General features: G+C 42.7%; 12 protein-coding genes and 4 tRNA genes. 5 read left to right on the top strand and 11 right to left on the bottom strand.

The genetic code is table 11. The annotated features are described in order from the left end of the window. Positions 1–18: 18 nt before the first annotated feature. From ACRN9H_RS18355 to ubiK, 3 genes are all read right to left on the bottom strand, one after another. The gene (locus ACRN9H_RS18355; protein ID WP_432306377.1) at positions 19–519 is read right to left on the bottom strand and encodes an Lrp/AsnC family transcriptional regulator; all 501 of its coding nucleotides are present in this window, start codon (positions 517–519) and stop codon (positions 19–21) included. Between the two features lie 172 nt (positions 520–691). Next, complete coding sequence (locus tag ACRN9H_RS18350) at positions 692–1474, bottom strand: phosphatase PAP2 family protein (protein WP_432315627.1); 783 nt, start codon at positions 1472–1474, stop codon at positions 692–694. Positions 1475–1768: 294 nt separating this feature from the next. Further along, entirely contained in the window at positions 1769–2023 is a 255-nt protein-coding gene (gene ubiK, locus ACRN9H_RS18345; RefSeq protein ID WP_432315625.1) for a ubiquinone biosynthesis accessory factor UbiK, read from the bottom strand. Positions 2024–2256: 233 nt separating this feature from the next. On the opposite strand from ubiK, the gene rep reads away from it, so the two are divergent. Continuing rightward, entirely contained in the window at positions 2257–4269 is a 2013-nt protein-coding gene (rep, locus tag ACRN9H_RS18340; RefSeq protein WP_432315622.1) for a DNA helicase Rep, read from the top strand. Between the two features lie 43 nt (positions 4270–4312). On the opposite strand, the gene ACRN9H_RS18335 is transcribed toward rep, so the two are convergent. Beyond that, on the bottom strand, positions 4313–6961 hold the full coding sequence (locus ACRN9H_RS18335) for a sensor domain-containing phosphodiesterase (RefSeq protein ID WP_432315620.1): 2649 nt from the start codon (positions 6959–6961) through the stop codon (positions 4313–4315). A gap of 206 nt (positions 6962–7167) precedes the next feature. Here ACRN9H_RS18335 and ACRN9H_RS18330 point away from each other — a divergent pair. The 4 genes from ACRN9H_RS18330 to ACRN9H_RS18315 all read left to right on the top strand — a co-directional run bounded on the left by ACRN9H_RS18330 (position 7168) and on the right by ACRN9H_RS18315 (position 7613). Further along, positions 7168–7244: transfer RNA gene (locus ACRN9H_RS18330), tRNA-Arg, on the top strand. A 53-nt stretch (positions 7245–7297) separates the two neighbouring features. After that, positions 7298–7373 (top strand) — tRNA-His (locus tag ACRN9H_RS18325). A gap of 29 nt (positions 7374–7402) precedes the next feature. Then, positions 7403–7479: transfer RNA gene (locus tag ACRN9H_RS18320), tRNA-Pro, on the top strand. Between the two features lie 57 nt (positions 7480–7536). Continuing rightward, a tRNA-Pro gene (locus tag ACRN9H_RS18315) sits at positions 7537–7613 on the top strand. Between the two features lie 206 nt (positions 7614–7819). Here the strand turns inward: ACRN9H_RS18315 and ACRN9H_RS18310 are convergent. The 7 genes from ACRN9H_RS18310 to ACRN9H_RS18280 form a co-directional block, all read right to left on the bottom strand. Further along, complete coding sequence (locus ACRN9H_RS18310; RefSeq protein ID WP_432315617.1) at positions 7820–9739, bottom strand: bifunctional diguanylate cyclase/phosphodiesterase; 1920 nt, start codon at positions 9737–9739, stop codon at positions 7820–7822. Positions 9740–9747: 8 nt separating this feature from the next. Further along, on the bottom strand, positions 9748–10455 hold the full coding sequence (locus ACRN9H_RS18305) for a transglutaminase-like cysteine peptidase (RefSeq protein WP_432315615.1): 708 nt from the start codon (positions 10453–10455) through the stop codon (positions 9748–9750). 18 nt (positions 10456–10473) lie between these two features. Then, the gene (locus ACRN9H_RS18300) at positions 10474–11079 is read right to left on the bottom strand and encodes an OmpA family protein (protein WP_432315613.1); all 606 of its coding nucleotides are present in this window, start codon (positions 11077–11079) and stop codon (positions 10474–10476) included. Further along, on the bottom strand, positions 11079–12491 hold the full coding sequence (locus ACRN9H_RS18295) for a TolC family outer membrane protein (RefSeq protein ID WP_432315611.1): 1413 nt from the start codon (positions 12489–12491) through the stop codon (positions 11079–11081). The genes ACRN9H_RS18300 and ACRN9H_RS18295 overlap by 1 nt, the downstream gene beginning before the upstream one ends. Positions 12492–12517: 26 nt before the next feature. Continuing rightward, positions 12518–13900 (bottom strand): HlyD family type I secretion periplasmic adaptor subunit, encoded by a 1383-nt coding sequence (locus ACRN9H_RS18290; RefSeq protein ID WP_432315609.1) that lies wholly within the window; start codon positions 13898–13900, stop codon positions 12518–12520. After that, a complete protein-coding gene (locus tag ACRN9H_RS18285) occupies positions 13897–16074 on the bottom strand; it encodes a type I secretion system permease/ATPase (protein ID WP_432315607.1) in 2178 nt (725 codons plus the stop codon). Before ACRN9H_RS18285 ends, ACRN9H_RS18290 begins: the two co-directional genes overlap by 4 nt. Positions 16075–16165: 91 nt before the next feature. Further along, on the bottom strand, positions 16166–19480 hold a 3315-nt coding region (locus tag ACRN9H_RS18280), incomplete at its 5' end, for a type I secretion C-terminal target domain-containing protein (protein ID WP_432315605.1).

Here is a 19480-nt window from a genome sequence, read left to right as displayed (position 1 = left end):
CGGAAGCTTTCGCGTAATTTATGGCTGAATATTGATATGACTTAAGGGGATCGCCGTATGATCTTTGACTTTTTTCAGCACAAAGCTGGAATGTACGCCGGCGATATGCACATTGGTAGTGAGTTTATCTAGCAGGAAAGTGCGAAAGTGCGCCATATCTTGCACTAGCACTGTGAGTTGATAATCAGCCTCTGAACCTGTTATGAGCGCGCATTCTTGGACTTCTTCGTAGGCGATAATATTAGCCTCAAACTGATTCAAAATATCTGGCGTGTGTTTTTCCATCCGCACATGGATATAGGCGGTCAAATGCAGGTTAAACTTTTCCGCCGACAGACGAGTGGCGTAATCGGCAATATAACCAGCCTCCTCTAAGGCTTTTACACGGCGCGAACAAGGGGACGGTGATAGGCCAACTTTATTAGCCAGTTCGAGGTTAGATAGCCGCCCATGAGTTTGCAGTAAGCGCAAAATAGTTAAGTCGAGTTGGTCGAGTTTATATTGCTGAGTTTCAGTCATCGATAATTGCGGTTTGGCGGGGTTAGCCCCCAGTGTGCCTGTTTTAACCCACTTTTCCAAAAGTCTCGTTTAAATAATGCAACATACGGAGGTAGTAAAGGCGATTACCCGTATTAGTTGCATGTTGCCTTGAGCCGACTTAGCCCAAGACATGTGAGAGGTGATTACAGAGCTAATCTATAGACTTTTCAGGTAGGTAGCATTTTAGCGGGCGGAGCTTATTGACGATAAAAATACCAAACCCACTGGTAAAGACCGCGAGTACAGTTGAAAACAGCACATCTTGTGGCCAATGCATACCTAATAACATGCGGCTTAGCCCCATTAATAATGCCCAAGCGACTAACGCTAGGGTAAAGCTGGGCAATCCAGCCAGTAGTAGGTAGTAGCCAGCGGTGAGCACGAGTGTCACTGCAAATATGGTATGCCCAGATGGGAACGAATAGCTCACTTCATCTTGCCAATGTTGGTGAATGCGAGGAGTAAATTGCAGGTCAGGTTTAACGACCTTTAGCCCTTCGAGTGCGGTGGCAATTGCCTTTGAACGGGTTTGTTTATCTAACTGATAAAATGTATCGAGTGAAAGCTGCGCATCTGTAGGCAAATCTTGTTGAGTGAGGAAAACCAAATTCGGCCTAGGCTCTTTAAAGTAAGGTTTGAGTGTGTGACTTAAGGCTAAGCTCGATAATTGACTGAGACTAATGGCTAAAAATAAGCTAATAAAGAGTGTTTTAGGCATCATGCGATGAGCGATTACCAGTACAAATACGACGGTGGCAACGCCATAGGGTGCGGTACCTGTTGACGTAATCCAATATAAAACGCTTGCGATGTTGGATTGCAAGTCGATCAATGGAAATAGCTGATTACGTGTGATTAATAGTAAGCTTGGAATGATCAGTAGCAGTAGCCAAGCTAAGCCTAAACGACGAAAAATATCAGTATTTTGGGTCAAAATATTAGCCTCTTCATAAACGTTATAGGCTACAACGTGATAATAGTATTGCCAATAAAAAATCTTGAAAAAAGGGTGAGTTAAGGGCTAACCTAAACCATTGCTTACCGTAATGGACTTAGAAAACGCAGTGAGAGTGAATCAATTACAGTATAGCGTTAAACAGTGCTGTGAGTGAATATGACGGGTAAGTTGCATGATTTCCCTGTAGGGCTATGCTCTAAGTGTTAAAAAAAACAAAAAAGCACAGTCGCATTTTAGCTAACTGTGCTTTATGCCAGCATACAAATAAAATTAGACTGCAGCGTTGATCTTTTTCTCTAACTCATTGACTTGAGCTTGTAAGGTTTCTAGCTTTTCACGAGTTTTCAGCAACACATGTTGCTGTACATCAAATTCTTCGCGGGAAACCATGTCCAACTTGAGTAATTGATTTTGCAGCACTTGTTTGCTGCGCTCTTCAAACTCACCGGCAAATTGCTTCAGACCACTGGGTAAACTGTCACTCAGTTGTTTCGCCATCTCTTCGATTTTCTTGGAATTGATCATAATCTTGTCCGCCTCTTGACTGAATGACTTGATTGTAACTCAGTGCGTTAGGTTTCAAAAGTAAAGCTGATGTCTGATAGTCATGCCGTGTTGTTCTTGCGCTTTGCATCACGCCTACGCCAATAAACGCTTGTGGTTTTGCATCGCGAAAGGGGGGATTTGTTAACCTTAAAACCGCCAATTCTGCTATGATCCCACCCCTTTCTGTCGACTTGTTTGGATATTGCGCAAAGATGAAACTCAATCCCGCCCAAAACGATGCTGTTCATTATGTTTCAGGCCCTTGCCTAGTATTGGCGGGTGCGGGCAGTGGTAAAACTCGCGTAATTATCAATAAAATTGGTTACTTGGTCGAAAAGTGTGGCTATAAGGCGCGCAATATTGCGGCGGTGACTTTCACCAATAAGGCAGCCCGCGAGATGAAAGAGCGGGTTGCACAGTCGATGGGGCGCAAAGAGGCCAGAGGCTTGTGGATTTCAACCTTCCATACTTTGGGGCTAGAGATCATTAAACGTGAGCACAAAGTCCTAGGTTTAAAGCCGGGCTTTTCGTTGTTTGATGACCAAGATACCTTGGCATTGCTCAAAGAGTTGACTCAAGATGAATTAGACGAAGATAAAGATTTACTTAAGTCGCTTGCTAGTACGATTTCTAACTGGAAGGGGGGGCTCATCATTCCAGAGCAGGCGCGTAAAATTGCTAAAGATGAGCAACAGCAGTTATTTGCCATGTTGTACCAGCGTTATGCCCAGCACATGAAAGCTTATAATGCCTTAGATTTTGATGATTTAATTTTGATGCCGACCCTATTGCTAAGGCATTACGAAGAAGTACGTACCCGCTGGCAAACAAAAATCCAATATTTGCTGGTGGACGAGTATCAAGACACTAATACCAGCCAATATGAAATGGTAAAGCTGTTAGTCGGCGAAAGGGCGCGTTTTACTGTGGTGGGTGACGATGACCAATCTATCTATTCATGGCGCGGCGCTAAGCCACAAAATCTGGTGCTATTGGGTAAAGATTTCCCTCAGCTTAAGTTGATTAAGCTCGAGCAGAACTACCGTTCTAGCCAGCGAATTTTACGGGCAGCCAACATACTTATCGCTAATAATCCCCATGTTTATGATAAAGCGCTCTTTAGTGAGTTGGCCTACGGCGAGCCACTGCGGGTGTTATTTGCCGCCAATGAGGAACAAGAAGCTGAGCGCGTAGTGGCAGAAATTGTGCGGCATAAGTTTGTCGGCCGTACCCAGTTTGGCAATTATGCGATTTTGTATCGCGGTAATCATCAATCGCGGTTGCTTGAGCGCGCGCTAATGACCAACCGTATTCCCTATAAATTGAGCGGTGGCACTTCATTTTTCGCCCGTGCTGAAATTAAAGACATCATGGGTTATCTAAAACTTGTGGTGAATCCTGACGACGATAATGCTTTCCTGCGCATCGTTAACTTACCGAAACGTGGCATAGGTCCATCGACCTTAGAACGCTTAGGTAATTTTGCTAACGAGAAGCACATTTCGATGTTTGCGGCGATTTTTGAGCCAGATCTCAATCATCATTTGCCGCCTGCAGCTATGTCGTCGCTGTATCAATTCGGTCGTTTTATCGTAGAAACGGGCGATCATGCCCAGCGCGGTGAGCCAGTGGAAGCGGTGAAGCATTTGATCCGTAAGATCAATTACGAAGACTATTTGTACGAAACCAGCACCAGTGCCAAAGCGGCTGAAATGCGCATGAAGAATATCTCTGAGCTTTACCGTTGGGTCACTGAGATGCTTGCAGGTGATGAATTAGATGAGCCTATGACACTGCCTGAGGTGGTTACTCGACTGACGCTCAGGGACATGATGGAGCGCAATAGCGAGGATGAGGGCGGCGATCAGGTACAGTTGATGACCTTACATGCATCTAAAGGTTTAGAGTTCCCGTTTGTGTTTATGGTTGGCGTTGAGGAGCGCATTTTGCCGCATCAATCCAGCATAGATGAAGATAATGTCGATGAAGAGCGCCGTTTAGCTTATGTGGGGATCACTCGAGCCCAGCGAGAGCTCTGGTTTACCCTGTGCCGTGAAAGGCGACAATTTGGTGAGACTATGCGATGCGAGCCTAGCCGTTTTTTACTGGAGTTACCGCAAGATGATGTGGTGTGGGAAAACCGTAAACCACAACAAACGGAGCAGGAGCGAATGCAAACGGGGCGGGCAAATATCTCTAGCTTAAGAGATATGTTTAAAAAATAGCGAATCAGACTATGAGTATTTTAATCGCTTAGCTGTTTGTTGGCTAAGCATATTCAAGCTGAATAAACTCAGGCTGCTGCTCTTCTTGTAAGGTAAAAGTGTTAGCCAATGCCATTCCTTGACCGAACTGATAGCCTAATTCACTGAAAATACGTATTTGCTCTGCGCTATGAATACCATCAACAAATATTTGCAGTTCTAAGGTCGAGGCCGTTTTTTGATAAACGGCCATTAACTTAAGCTGTTGTTCAGTTTGTATTTTTTTAGTGATATTCGCATCAAGTTTCAAACCTTTAATCGGTAAAAATAATAAACTATTTAATGCGCTATGGCCGCTACCGTAATGGCTTATGCCCAGCTTTACCCCGATCTTTTGTAATAATTCAAAGCCATTAATATGGTTTTCTGTTTCTTGTACCAAAGCTTTTTCGTTGAAGAATAACCACAAGTTATTCAGATTTAATTGTGTCTGCTTAAGGGTGTTTTTTAGGCTACGCAATACGTGTCTATGCTTGAGATGTTGGCTTGAGAGCATAACGTGTAGCTCAATCGGCTCAGCATATTGTGTGAGTAGCTCTGGATAAGTGCGATTTATACCGTTAATCGTATATTTATCTAATTCAACGGTGAGATGCGCTTGTTCGGCAAGCGCGTTAAGTTGTTCTTGTTGTAATCGGCCTCTGCTAGGGTGTTGCCAGAAAAGGCGGCTTTCTAGTGCACGTATTTGACCTGTTTTAAAATCGACCATAGGTAAGTAACTTAGGCTAATGTCAGCATTTTGCAATGCATGCCTAAAATCAGTCTCTAGTGCGGCGTCCAGCATTTGCTGATACCTTGAATTATCATCAAAAATAACGTAACAACCTTTACCATTCGCTTTTGCTTGGTACATGGCGGTATCTGCGTTGCGTAATAAAGATTCACTGGTGTCGGCTCTATGATTACCGCTAATACTGATGCCGATACTGGCGCCAGAATTAAACTCTAAACTACCCAGTCTATAGGGTTGCGTTATGGTTTGGATAACACGTTCAGACACTTCTTTGGCATCGTTTATGTTGTTAATACTATCTAGTAAAATCACAAACTCATCGCCACCTAGGCGCGCCAAAGTATCGTTATCGCGAATACAGGACTTAAGGCGACTCGCGGTTTCAATTAAAAATTTATCGCCCTCTAAATGCCCCATAGTGTCGTTAATCTGTTTGAAGTGGTCGAGGTCAATAAAGAGTAGGGCGAATTGATCTAACCGATGGCGACGAACGTGTTTAATCGCCTGTGATAAGCGTTCCATTAATAGTGCGCGATTAGGAAGACCTGTTAGTCCATCATGTTTAGCATCGTGAACTAACTTATCTTCCATACTGCGGCGTTGTTGAATTTCCTTTTGTAGGTCTTTATTGAGTTTAGCTAAAGCTTTGGTGCGCTCGCTCACCTTCTCTTCGAGCTCTTCGTAACTGCGCTTCAGAGATTCGCTTGACAGTTTCTTTTCGATGGCAGAACCAATGTGTTGCGATACAAATGTCAGTAATTCTAAATCTTTAACTTGATAATTTTGCGTCATGCTAAAGCTATAAATCGTCAATGCACCACTCACCTTGCCATGGATAAAAAGCGGAATACCTATCCATTGATGCATGGTTTGCGTGTAATTGAGCGTTGGTGCTTGGGAGTAGATTTCTCCAGATACAATTAATGCATTAATGTCATTTTGGTCTAACAACAATGGTCGTTTATGTTTAAGCACATATTCAGTTAGGCCATCTTGTAGTGGCCGAGTCCTAGGATGTTTATTGTTCAATTGCGATACATAAAAAGGAAATCTAAGATGGGTTCTGGTCTCATTTAATAGCGCAATATAGCAGTTGTTTGCAGGAATAAGGTGTCGAATAATATTATGTAATTGGGCATAGAAATCGGGATTATCGGCACTGGAGCTAGCGAGCTCGGCAATTTCGAACAGTGATTTTTGTAAGCGTTCTGCTCTACGTCTTTCATATACTTCTAGTTTTAATTTATCGTAGGCTTGGCTTAGCTCTTTGGTCCTTAGCTTAATGGCTTGCTCTAGTTGTTCTTGGTGTTTTAGTCGTTCCATTACACCGGCAATATGATGGCAAATAAACGTCATTAACTCGAGCTCAATTTCGCCATAGCTAATATTCGTGTCGTAGGTTTGTACGACTAACACGCCGGTGACTATATCATCCTGTTTAATGGGGACACCTAGCCAGAGGTGGCAGGGAGAACCTAAATTAACTATCTCCCCTGCAGTAACCAGCGCATTGACTTTGTTATTGTCACATAGCAATGCTTCCCCTGTCCTGGCAACGTAACCAGTTAATCCTTGCTGTAGTAGCGTTGACAGTGACTGTTCAGGGTAAAGCTCGGCGGGATGAGCATCTTTCTCATCGGCAAAAAATGGAATCGCGAGCTCGCCAGTATTGATATCAAGGGTTGAAATGAAAAAATTATCAGCGGGAATAAGTTGCTTTAGATGGCTGTGCACTCCGACATAGAATTCTTCGAGTGAAGCCGCGTGGGTTGCAATATTGGAGATTTCGAGTAATGCGTTTTGAATGATCTCTGCATGCTTATATTTATACGCTAATTTTTTTAAGCGAATAACTCTTTTACGTAAGCGAACAACTTCACTTTTACGAAGTTGGCCAGTTTCATCTTCATCCTTAAACATGATACTCACTGTTAAAATATATGTATGTTTTTACCAAACTCTATAATTAACATGAAATACTGTAACATCCAAGCCATATTTTAACTCGATTTTGCTTGAAATATCAGCCAATATGATAAAACTTGAGCAGTCAGTAAAATAATTGCAAAACAGCTATAGACTCAAAGTGGATTTGACCCTAGTATATGCGGCGCTAACCAAGGCGAGCGCCCATAGCTCAGCTGGATAGAGCGCACCCCTCCGGAGGGTGAGGCCGAAGGTTCGAATCCTTTTGGGCGCACCACTTCAGTTAAAGGTTGTGAGCTTTAAAGTTAGCGTAGTAAGTGAAATACAATGGTGATTGTAGCTCAGTTGGTAGAGTCCCGGATTGTGATTCCGGTTGTCGTGGGTTCGAGCCCCATCAGTCACCCCATTTCATTTACATGTTACAAAATTTAAATTCGGTGATTAGCGCAGCCCGGTAGCGCATCTGGTTTGGGACCAGAGGGTCAGAGGTTCGAATCCTCTATCACCGACCAAATTCTTCGCATAGCTGGCGAACTTAGCTAAAAGTTAGGTAAATAGTTAATGATTTACGGTGATTAGCGCAGCCCGGTAGCGCATCTGGTTTGGGACCAGAGGGTCAGAGGTTCGAATCCTCTATCACCGACCAATATATAGAAAAGCCTCAGAATTCGTAATGAAACTCTGGGGCTTTTTTGTATCCGACATTTGAAAAATATTTTTTGTGCTGTCTTTGGTCTTTAATGATGGCTGATATTTGGGATGAGTCGTGCGCTAACGCTACAAAAGGAAAAAGCTCCCGAAGGAGCTTTCTCACTATTTCTATTTATAAATAAAAATAGCTTTTCACATTAGTTAATCGAGGTTTACAGGCGGAACAATAAAGCCTTGATAAGCATCTGTTCGCAGCTCGTTAAAACGCTCTAGTTGAGCTTTCTCTTGGATCCCTGTCACAATCACTTGAATATCTAATCCTTTCGCTACGTTGATTAACGCGCGGCACAGTTCACTGTTATGAAGTGTCTCATCATAGTACGCGAAGGATTGATCGAGTTTCACATAACTGGGCCTCAGTTCTTGTAAATAGGACATGGAACCAAATTGACGTCCAAAATGGTCAATACCGAATTTAGCACCATTATCACGAATAATATTACATAAGCTCTGGCAAGATTGGAGATCGCTATAGACTCCTGCTTCAGGGATTTCGAAGCAGATACGTTCAGTTAATATGGCATTACGTAAAAAATGATTTAACCATTCATGGAACAGCGGATCGTTAATGCTTTGATGTGTTAAGTTGATTGCTAAAGGTTCATAGTTTCGTTCTAGTAGCTTTTGTTCATAGACGGTTTCAATTAAGCACTTATCAAGCAAGGCGCCGAGTGATAATAATTCAATATAGGGCATAAATTGCCCTGCATGGACGATTTTATCACCGAGTTCTAATTGGCAGTATAATTCACGTTGCGCTACACCATCGTTATCGCAAAACTGAATCTGTTGCCATCTAAACTTAAATTTCTTATTACTGATGGCATGGCTAAGATTATCTCGCCATTGCTCACGAGTGAATAGCTGTTGCTCGGTAGTTGCAAACCAATGGAAGGTTTTGTTATCTTGCCGCGCTTTTTGCAGGGCATTATCGGCTTGGGCTAAAATATCCGATACATCCATTTGTCCAATACGTTCAGCAACCCCAATAGCAAAGTCTTCATTTGGCTTACAGCCCGCTTTCGACATTTCTTGATTAATGGTGCGGATGAGCGTTTGTAAATATTTACTGATTTGGTCTTGTTCAACATCGGTCACTAGAAAAGCAAATTCATAGGCGGCAATACGACCTATTACTGAAGGTGTGACTTCGTTTAATTGCTGTTGAAACTTTTCGGCCATAATTCGTATGGTTTCATCTCGAACTTGGTAGCCATACTTACTGTGAACTTCTTCTAGCCAATCGAGTTTAGCAAGAAACAAGGCACCGCTACTCGGCTCACTTAGCCAGCCGTTAAGGCGACTCACCACATATTGGCGATTGGGCATGCCAGATGCGGGATCGATAAGATTTTTCTTACGTAACGCACCCACTTCTTCGTCAAGTGAATGAAACACCTGTTTGAGCTGAGCTGACATACTGTTAAATGCAATCACTAAGTCTTTTAATTCTGTCGTCTTAGGGAGCGCCATGTCGGGACCAAATTGACGTGCGGCTATACTTTTTGCGTGTTCTGATAGAGTATGGAGGGGTTTTAATATCCAGGTTAACCCGACTCTTGCGGTAATAATAGCGACAAGAAAAAGTAGTGAGAAGGCTATGATAGTATTGGACATTATCCGCCATAGCTCATGATATCCAAAACCAGGATGTGCAGTGATCTCTAGTTGCGCGAGTTGTAACCATCCAGAGGTGATAGTGCTTTCTTTCTTAATCGTTTTAAACAGATTTAGATTAATAAACCACTGTGGTACATCTTCAATTGTGAGCGGATTGTTCCACTCTTGTTGTTTACCATCAACCATCCATATCAGCTTGATATTTTGATAGTAACCGCCTTCAAAAATCACATTCACTAAGGTTTCTGCAGCAGCGGTATCACCTGCTTGAAGTGCTGGCGTGAGCATTAGGCCGAGTGAGGTGCTGGTATTGTTTAGATCGGACTCCATTTGTTTTGTTAAAAAGCTTTGAGTCTCAGTGAATTGCACATAGCCCAAGCTTGCAACAACAAGCAAGAATAGGCTAAAAAGCAGCGAATAAATCTGTCTAAACAGTGTCATTTTTGATGCTACTCCAGTTTTAATTTTGGCAGTCTAAGGCGATCAACCCCTAACCTATGGTTAAGGTCATTCCATTTTTCTAATCGTGTTGACGAGCCAGCTAACACGCCTCGCCCTTGCTCTTTGTTAAGCCATAATTGTTTACCGTTAAAGCTATACACAGGCAGTAAGTCTTTTCTTTGTGTGGCAGGCTTTATTGCATGATCAAGGTTATCGAGGACTAAAGGAATAGATGAGGGAGTCTCATAGTAAGCCAACACCATATGGTATTGGTTAACCGTAGTCGCTTTGACCATAGTAATCCGCATCTTGTCCTCTTGAACACCAAGCTGAAGTAAAGTGAAGTACTTTGCTATTGAGAAATCCTCGCAGTCGCCACCGTTCGCGCCAATAAACTCCATTGGCGTAGCCCAATAGTTCGATTCTCCCCAGAGTTTACTGTCATCAACAAAATGAAATAAATTAAAAAAGTTATTAACTTTCAATAACTTTTCTTTTTCACTTGCAGTGCTCGCTTCCGATAGTACCTTAAACCAAGCTCTTGCCCGCATGCTAGCCCGCTCACCATACTTTTTTTCTAAAGTAGAGGTAATCTTTGCTTCATCAATATGTTGCGTTGGCGTTGCATATAAACAGTATATGCTAAGGGCTGACGCTATTAGGCTAAAGCGGCAGACTCGCAATAATGGATTTCTATAATCAAGTCTGCCACTCATAACCTAATGTGTTAGTCCTTATTTGTTATCATCGACTGAGTAAATCGTCCATTTCATATCCGTTGCGGTATCATCTCCAGTCACTTCTGCGACGACACGGCGGTTACGGATCTCTGCTTCTGGTGTCTGCTCTAAGACGATTGGACGGCTAGAACCATATCCAATAGCCGTTAATCTACTTCTATCAATATTAAAACGCTCCGCGAGTACTGCTGTAACCGCATTCGCTCGTTCTTGAGATAGTTCGGTATTGCGCTCGTCTGAACCTGTACGGCTCGTGTGACCTTCGATAGTCACTTTGGTCGTTGGATATTGACGTAAAAAGAGTGCAACCTCTTCAATTTGAGGATAATACTCTGGTGCAATAAAAGCGGAGTTATTTGGGAATAAAATATTTATTTCCTTTCGCTCGTTGATCGATTTTATCTGACCACAACCAAAGTTATCGGTAGCCGCACCTTTAGCTGTATCATTACAACGCTCACGTGCCTCAATAACGCCATCCCCATCTTTATCTGATAGATCATAAGCTTGAGTTGTTGTCATTTCTTCAATATTAACCGTATCGCGCATCGAACAGCCAGCTAAAAGAACGATACTTAGACCAAATATAATAGTTTTCATTATTTGACTCCTTCTTCATAGTTGTGCTCTCCACGCCATGCTTCTGGGCGAGTGACCTTGAGTGAGTCTAATAACCGTCCAGTAGAGTTGAGAACCCGATACTTGGCAATGATTTCATCATATTCGGCTTGTAAATAATCTTTACGTGCTTCGAACAGTTCATTTTCGGTATCGAGTAAGTCGAGCAAACTACGTTGACCTAAGTTAAATTGTTGTGCATAGGCTGATTGGGTGTCCTTTGAGGCCACAACATGATCTCGAATATATTGTTTTTGTGGTGCGAGCATTTCAAATGCGTTCCACGCTAAGTTAACTCCTTCAACCACCTCGCGTTGCGCGCGTTGACGGATTTCTTTTGCTTCACCTAACTTGTAAGCCGTTTCTTTTTCGCGAGCTAAATCTTTACCGCCAGCGAATAGGTTGTATCTCACGCGAACCATAGCGACTAGGTCATTGCTGTAACCCCCAACATTCTGACTTGGTATGTTACTCACGCCATCTTCACCGCCAATATCATTGTTCCAGTTGCCATTTAGTTCTAAGGAAACCTGAGGATAATAGCTAGCTTGGACTGATGAACGTTCATTCTCCGCGGCACGAATATCATTTGCAGCAGATTTAAGGATGGGGTGGTTTTCCTGGGCAGTGGTAATGCCTGAGCCAAGATCCTTTGGTAGCATATCTGCATCGGGTACGGGCAATATCAGGTCAGTTGGCGCTGTTTCTACAATTTTAATGTACTGTGCTTTGGCATCAAGTAAATTATTACGAGCAGAAATAACGTTAGCATTGGCACGCGCAAGACGGCCCGTTATTTGAGATAAATCCGCAATAGAACCTAAACCAGAATCGGTACGTTGCTTAATTTGGTCGTATATGTCCTTATGGCTATTAAGGTTTTTTTCCGCCAATCTGAGCACTTCATCGCTGCGTAGATAGTTGAGGTATACTTTGCTGACATCAAGCGCCATATCTTCTGCTGCAGCAAGGAGTGCCCATTGGTCTGCACTTGCTTCGAAGCTATAACGATCAACTTCACTGCTGGTATAAAAACCATCAAAAAGCATTTGTTTTAAGCTAACACCAAATTCTCCACGGTTTAATTCAGCCACTCCGTCACTATCGACATCACCGACATTCGGTCGCCTACGCGTCGATACACCATCAGTTTGCTCATAGCCATAACCACCATTAATATCAATAGTCGGCATGTAACCGGCAACCGCTTGATTAACTTGCTCTTCTCGCGCTTTAAAACGGTTGAAAGCAACGCGTAAATCAGGGTTAGTATCGAGTGTATGTGCAACGGCTTGTTCTAACGTCTGACTTTGAGCCGATAAGGGTAATAGGATCAACGACAGTACTATGGCTATCTTTGAATATTGAAATTGTTGTTTTGCTGGAATCTTCATGACCAACCTCCCGGTTTATAAAAAGCTTAGTGCTCTCTGAGCGCAGTGTCCTTTGCTCTTAAAATTGGATTTAGAATGTACTCAAGTATAGATCTTTGTCCCGTAATCACATCGACCGAAGTCAACATCCCCGGGATAATTGGCATCTGTGTGCCATCATTTTTGGTTAAACTGGACTCTACGGTTCTAACTCTGATGAGATAAAAGCTATTACCTTCTTCATCTTGAGATGTATCTGCACTGATATGTTCAACGGTACCTTTAAGGCCGCCATAACGGGTAAAGTCATAGGCGGTAATCTTAACGACAGCGGGTAAGCCAGGATGTAAGAAGGCAATATCTTTAGGCAATATTTTGGTTTCAATCAGTAACTGATCTTCCGATGGGACTATCTCAATAATATCGACACCTGGTTGTACAACGCCACCGAGTGTATTGATATGTGTAGTTTTAATGGTGCCATTAACTGGGGAGGTGATAATCGCCTTACTGACTTTATCTTGTGCTCCGACCTGCGCCTCATTCATTCTAGAAAGGCGAGTTTGAGTTTCATTGAGCTGCGCCCGTAGATCCGCTGCATAAATAAATACGGCTTCACGGCGTTTTAAGATGGCTTCATCCATCGCAGCCTTTACTTTAGGGCGCAGTAGTCGCATTGAATTGAGTTCACCTTGTAAATCATTGACTATTCGTTCCAGTTTGAGCAGTTCAACTTCTGGTACAATTCCTTTTCTAGCTAAAGGTCGAGTGAGCTCAAGTTCGCGGGAGATTAGCTGCATACTTGTTGTTAGTGTTGTTGTTTTAGACGCAAGATCATCGATTTCTTGCTGCCTTTGTTGAATTTGGCGCACGAGTATTTCAAGTTGATTATTTAAGTTATCTAAGCGTCCGTTATATTCCTCCTGCTGCCTTTTAACTAATGCTGGCTCTACAGCAATAATATTATCAGGAAATACAAGTGCTTGTTTAGTGATAAGCACTTGCTCACGCCAATCTGAAGTCATGTCAGAGATTAGAATACTATCAAGCTCAGCACGCATACGAATCGCATTGGTTCTTAAGCCAAAAACCTCTTGTTCTTGTTGCGCAAAGTCGGAACGGAAACGGGTATCATCAATACGGACTAAAGGTTGTCCTTTAGTTACAATCTCTCCTTCTCGGACGTAGAGCTCTTGCATTACGCCGCCATCAAGGCTTTGAATGACTTGAACCTGTGAGGAAGGAATGACTTTCCCTGTACCTGTGGTGACTTTATCTAATTGCGCAAATCCAGCCCAGAGTAAAAAGCACACCACCATGGCAGCAAGTGCCCAAATGATTAATCTGTGCCCGCTTGGCGCGTCGGTCATCATGGCGCCATAGACGTCATCAACCATGTCTAAATCGTTTGTGGTTAAATTTTTACTCATCTTTTTGCCTCACCGTTCACTAGGCCAAAATTGAGTTTTTCTAACACTTCAGCTTTAGGTCCATCGGCAACCACATGGCCCCGTTCGAGTACGATAATGCGATCTACAAGCTGTAACAGGTGCATTTTATGAGTGATAAGAATTAAGGTTCTATCTTTACTGACATTTTGCATTGAACGAATAAACTGTTGTTCCGCTCTCGCATCTAAGCTCGCGGTCGGTTCATCCATCAATAGCACTGGGGGATCATTAAGTGTGGCGCGTGCAAGAGCGACCGTTTGTCTTTGACCACGGCTGAGCGACATACCACCTTCGCCCACCTGCTGATCTAAACCTTCAGCTTCAAGGTTGGTGAATTGACTCACGCCAGACAGTTGCACTGCACGGATTAGCTGATGTTCAGTGACTTGGCGTGTACCAAATAAAATATTGTCGCGAATGGTGCCGTGGAATAAGGTGACATCTTGCGGCAAGTAACCAAAGTTACGGCGTAAATCACTCGGGTGGATTTGAGCCGAATCTAAACCGTCATAGCGCAAACTTCCTGTAGTCGGCTGGAATAGCCCGACCAGTAGTTTTGCCAGCGTACTTTTTCCGGAGCCATTACGGCCGATAATTGCAACACGCTCACCCGGATTGATCGTCAGTGACATAGGATGTAGCACTGGCTTTTCCGAGCCAGGATAGCTAAATCCGACATGGTCAGCATTAATCTTGCCGAGTAACCTCAGCTTGCTCACTAAGTGCCCTTTGTTTTCAAATTCATCCTCTTGAGTCATTATTTCATTAAGCTGACGTAGTGCGCTGGCGGTATGGTTTGCTCTCGTCATTAATCCTGCCAGTTGCGCCATGGGTGAAATGGCTCGGCTCGACAACATGACCGCAGCAATAATACCGCCCATAGATATTGCATTATCAGCTACGCGATACACACCTAAAATCACCACGCACACAACGGTAAATTGCACCGTAAAGTTAGCCACATTCGATACTGAGTTGGAGAGTTTTTTTGACCTTAATTGCCAGTTGGCGCTATGGCCTATCATCTGTTGCCAGCTTTTTTGTACTATGCCTTCAGCGCCATTCGCTTTAATGGACTCTAGAGCGGATAAACTTTCAATTAAATGACCATGTTTTAAACTAGAGAATTTATTTCCTTCTTCAATGGCCGCTTTGAGTTTAGGTTGGATAAAAAGTGTAAAGGCAATAATGATCATGCCACCGATAACAGGTACAACGGCGAGATCTCCAGCAACAATATAGATAATGATGACGAAAAATAGTGCAAAAGGGAGATCGACTAAGGTTGTAATCGTTGCAGAGGTTAAGATCTCTCGTATATTATCGAACTCACCTAGCTGCTTAGCCATACCACCGATACTGGGGGAGCGCTTTTCAAGTGGGATACCAATAGCTTTAGCAAATAAGCGAGAAGAAACAATAATATCGACTTTTTTACCGGCTACATCGATAAGGTAGCTTCTTAGTTGACGCATGATGAGGTCGAACAGATAAGCGATAGAGGCACCAATCGCTAAAACCCAAAGAGATTCAAAAGCAAGATTAGGTACGACCTTGTCGTACACATTCATAATGAATAAAGGTGAAACTAAAGCGAATAGATTCACTAATACAGATGCGATTAATGCATCACGATAAATTGGCGCAGAATCCTTTAGAGTTTGAACAAGCCAGTGAGTTTTATTATCGTGAAGATATACATCAAAACCCATGTCGCCACGATATTCTTGCTTGACTAAGAATAAATATCCTACATATAGGGATTCGAGTGATTCAATTGTAAGCGCCTCTTCACCACCGGTTTCGGGTAATTGAATAATCGCTTTATCTGACTCAACATCGAGTTCACGTAATATGCAGGCTTTTTTGTCTTTTAATAACAAAATACAAGGCAGCAATATTGGCGATACTTCATTTAGGCCTTTTCGTGATAGTTTGGCCGCTAGGCCCGCCCTCGATGCTGCTTGAGGTACTAAATCGGGTGTTAATACGGCGCCTGACATAGGTAAACCTGCCGCAAGCGAATCGCTTGAGCACGGATTACCAAAATGTTCAGTGAGTAATACTAAACAATCCAGCAGAGGATCCACTAAGACTCTTTGCGAGGCAGAAATGGTCCATTGGTCAATTTTTTCAGAAGCTGAAGCTGACACCTAATTACTTATCCTTTGGATTTTTATATGCTTATGGAAAGTATCAGTCATGATGGCCTATATTTCTATAGGCCATATGAATTGATTTTATTTAAGGAATGATAGAGCCGTCATTTTGCTTCGTTTCGTGAAGTGTTAGCGGCGTGACTTCTGGAGTTACTGGTGCGTTATCGATTATTAACGGACCGTTACCATTAACGCCTAATAGGCCATTAATAATACCTGCCTCAGTTGTCACATTGTACGTACTATACAAATCAACACCGTCAAGAACGATATGCTGTTCAAACACGCCGTCTTTATTACCATCTATATCAATTACAGTTGAACCGCTACTGTTTAGGCTAAAGTTTAGGTAACTGTCCAGATTATTAGTTGTTTCACCTTGGAGTAGATCACTCAGGTCTAATTTGTCCTCATTAACGTTAAAGTCAGTGATATGATCGGTTCCTGACTCTCCAGCTGACCAAACAAAAGTATCAGAGCCAGCACCCCCAGTTAACGTATCATTACCTAAGCCGCCGATTAGAATATCACTACCATTACCACCTATAAGCTGATCGTTACCGCCTTGACCAAATAGGATGTCATTACCATTGCCCCCCCGTAAAATATCATTTCCATCGTTAGCATTGGCAGTATTAAACTCATTAATATGACTTGTAATGTAATCATGAACATCTTTAATTTCAATGTCGTTGATATTTTGGTTTGTTTGCTGTGCAACATACTTTTCAAGAGCTGAATATCCTTGCAGGATAAGACCATCTGGATTAGTAATATCTGCAAACTGGGTTAGATCTCCAAAGATAATATCATTACCAGCACCGCCATCAGCAATATCATCTCCTTGTAATTGCACGGTTTCCGTACCAAGAATAATGGCTGCGAGATTACCAGCATCTACTCCAGTAACAGGGGTATTGTTAGAGTCATAATCTTTTAGAGTCTTGTTACTAATATTACTGCCTATGCCGATGGCTTCAACATTTTTACCTGTAGCCGCATTTAAAAGAGTAAATGCAGTATTAGCACTAGGCTTGTCACTAGGTTGGCCGTCAGTAATAAAGTAAGCTAAATCCTTACCACTAGTTAAACTATTAAACCAATTAGTTGCAGCATCAAAACCAGATTTATAATCTGTATTACCACCAGATGCCATGTTATTAAGTGCGGTAGTTAATGTTGATATAGCATTGAGGTCTGCTAAGTTAACTGATGTTGTAGATCTTAAACCAGTATCAAAATCAATGAGTAATATTTTCACCACGCCAGAATGCTCACCTATTGCGCTGGTTTTTAATGTATTAAATACCGTCAGCAATTGTTCAGTCATTGTCTTAAGTGCTGGTTTGCCTATGCTACCGGAGGTATCAACGATAAAGGCGATGTTGTAGTCCTGGCCTTCAACAATATCGATACCAGTCCGATCACTGACAATAATATCATTTGCCCCCGTGCCGACTAGATTGTCATCGCCATGTGATCCAGCTATATATGCATAGTTAATTTGAACTTCTGCAGTATCGTTGGCATTACCTGAAGTATTATTTGATATATCAGTCTGGGTTGCATTAACAGTGATCGACTGGCCAGAATTTGGCGCAGTTTCTGTCCATGTAATAATGCCATTGCTATAGCTAAAATGAGTGCTAGGTGTTGAACCATCTAAGTTAACTAACTCGCCAGAGGGGGTCAGCATCAATTGGAAGGTTTCGGTGACTCCAGCATTATTTATATCTAGAGTAACGTGGCCGCCAAGTACAAGTTCCGCATTTTGAACTTCTACTTTAATTTGAATGCCATCATCGTTAATTTCATCACTGGTTAGTAATCCGTTGCCATTTAAATCATCGACAATTTGAACTGTCGGAGCCATGGGTGGAGTAGTATCTAACCTCGGAATAACTGAGAAAGTTGCATCGAAATGATCACCATCACCATCTGTCGCTCTTACTTTAAAGTCAATATCGCCATCGCTTGGTTGCAGCATCTCTTGATATTGATAGAAGTCCCATTGACCAGTGCCTGGGGTGAACTCTAGTTTGAATACCAAGTGGCCAGATGCATCTACCCCAATTAGGGTATTGGCAGTTTGGGTTATAGTGATTGCACTGCCTGCTGCCGTGAATAAATTGTTTTCATCACTACCTTGTAAGATGAGCGAACCTTTACCATCAGCACCCCAATCAGGGCTTACCGTTCCTGTTGCAAATGCTATAGTGGGTGGTGTTGTTGTGCCTAAAAACTCAATAGCTGTAACTGTGAAATCACTATTATCGTTACTATTTTTACCCTGACCATTATCAGTGGCCTTGATTACCATAGTGTCAAAGCCGCCTTGTAAGGCTTGGAAGTTGGCGGCATAGTCACCACTGCTGGAATCTGAGCTAAATGTTTGAGTTGCCACTAAATGACCGTCTCGCCAAAATTCGACTACGCCGACTTCTAGCTCGCCGCCAAACATTTTGGTAAATTGAATATTCACGCCATAGGCAACAGTCCCTGGATCTAGAGTAATGATGATTTCTTCTGATGCAGAACTTCCATCGGCAAATTTACGGAAATCGACTTCATTGGCTAGATTATGATAAGGAGCACCAACACTACTAACACCTATTCCACTCGCGCTACCAAAAATAGCTGCGCCAATTAAATTTGAATTAGTTGATGAAGTGAAGCCTTTTGCGCTTATCGTGAACTTACCCAAATCTAACGAGGTATTAGTACCGTTGTAGCCCGTGAGTGAAAATAAACCGACTAATGAATCAGGAATATTTACCGTTGTGGTTTGCACAGCTGCTATAGGTGATATAACTGGCGCATCATCTTCAATAGTGACATTGAAACTTCCAGCTGATATTCCACCATGGCCATCATCAACATTAATTCCAATCTCGACCGATAAAGTATCTTCAGTTTCCGTGTTCGGATGATCGACAGGACCTTTAAGTGTGACTTCATAAGTCCAATCTGAGCTACCTGACACGGGGGGAGTTAGTGTTGTAATCATTATTTCGTTATACGAAGTTTCATCAATCGTACCAGTGTAACCCGTTAAAATTTGTGTATTAGGATCCCAATGCCATTGTATTTCTTGCTCGCCAGAGAATAATCCAGCCGGTCCAGATAGAGAAACGGTTAACGAGTCGCCGTCGACATCTTGGATATTAATTGTGCCTGTCGCAGCTGCGGCACTGGCATTATCTGGATCGCCTACGTCATCAGGTAAACCTAGGAGTAATCCCTCCTCAGAGACTGTAGCGTTAGTAGTACGCCCAATCACTGGAATATCATTGGTACCGGTGATGGTGATCGTAACCGTGTGTTCAGTGCCATCGGCACTTAACACCACAAAGGTTTCAACCTTGGTTTCGCCTTCGCCCAGATACTGCACGTCCGCGTT

It is taken from the genome of Shewanella sp. MF08487 (assembly GCF_050848685.1).
GTDB classification, from domain to species: Bacteria; Pseudomonadota; Gammaproteobacteria; order Enterobacterales; family Shewanellaceae; genus Shewanella; species Shewanella glacialipiscicola.
Note: the sequence above shows the minus strand (reverse complement) of the source record. Positions and strands in the feature narration are given on the sequence as shown.

Bases quoted from the DNA above. Each gene is read 5' to 3' on its own strand.
- ACRN9H_RS18355 (WP_432306377.1), bottom strand. From the start codon at position 519: ATGACTGAAACTCAGCAATATAAACTCGACCAACTCGACTTAACTATT.
- ubiK (WP_432315625.1), bottom strand. From the start codon at position 2,023: ATGATCAATTCCAAGAAAATCGAAGAGATGGCGAAACAACTGAGTGAC.
- rep (WP_432315622.1), top strand. From the start codon at position 2,257: ATGAAACTCAATCCCGCCCAAAACGATGCTGTTCATTATGTTTCAGGC.
- ACRN9H_RS18335 (WP_432315620.1), bottom strand. From the start codon at position 6,961: ATGTTTAAGGATGAAGATGAAACTGGCCAACTTCGTAAAAGTGAAGTT.
- ACRN9H_RS18310 (WP_432315617.1), bottom strand. From the start codon at position 9,739: ATGACACTGTTTAGACAGATTTATTCGCTGCTTTTTAGCCTATTCTTG.
- ACRN9H_RS18305 (WP_432315615.1), bottom strand. From the start codon at position 10,455: ATGAGTGGCAGACTTGATTATAGAAATCCATTATTGCGAGTCTGCCGC.
- ACRN9H_RS18300 (WP_432315613.1), bottom strand. From the start codon at position 11,079: ATGAAAACTATTATATTTGGTCTAAGTATCGTTCTTTTAGCTGGCTGT.
- ACRN9H_RS18295 (WP_432315611.1), bottom strand. From the start codon at position 12,491: ATGAAGATTCCAGCAAAACAACAATTTCAATATTCAAAGATAGCCATA.
- ACRN9H_RS18290 (WP_432315609.1), bottom strand. From the start codon at position 13,900: ATGAGTAAAAATTTAACCACAAACGATTTAGACATGGTTGATGACGTC.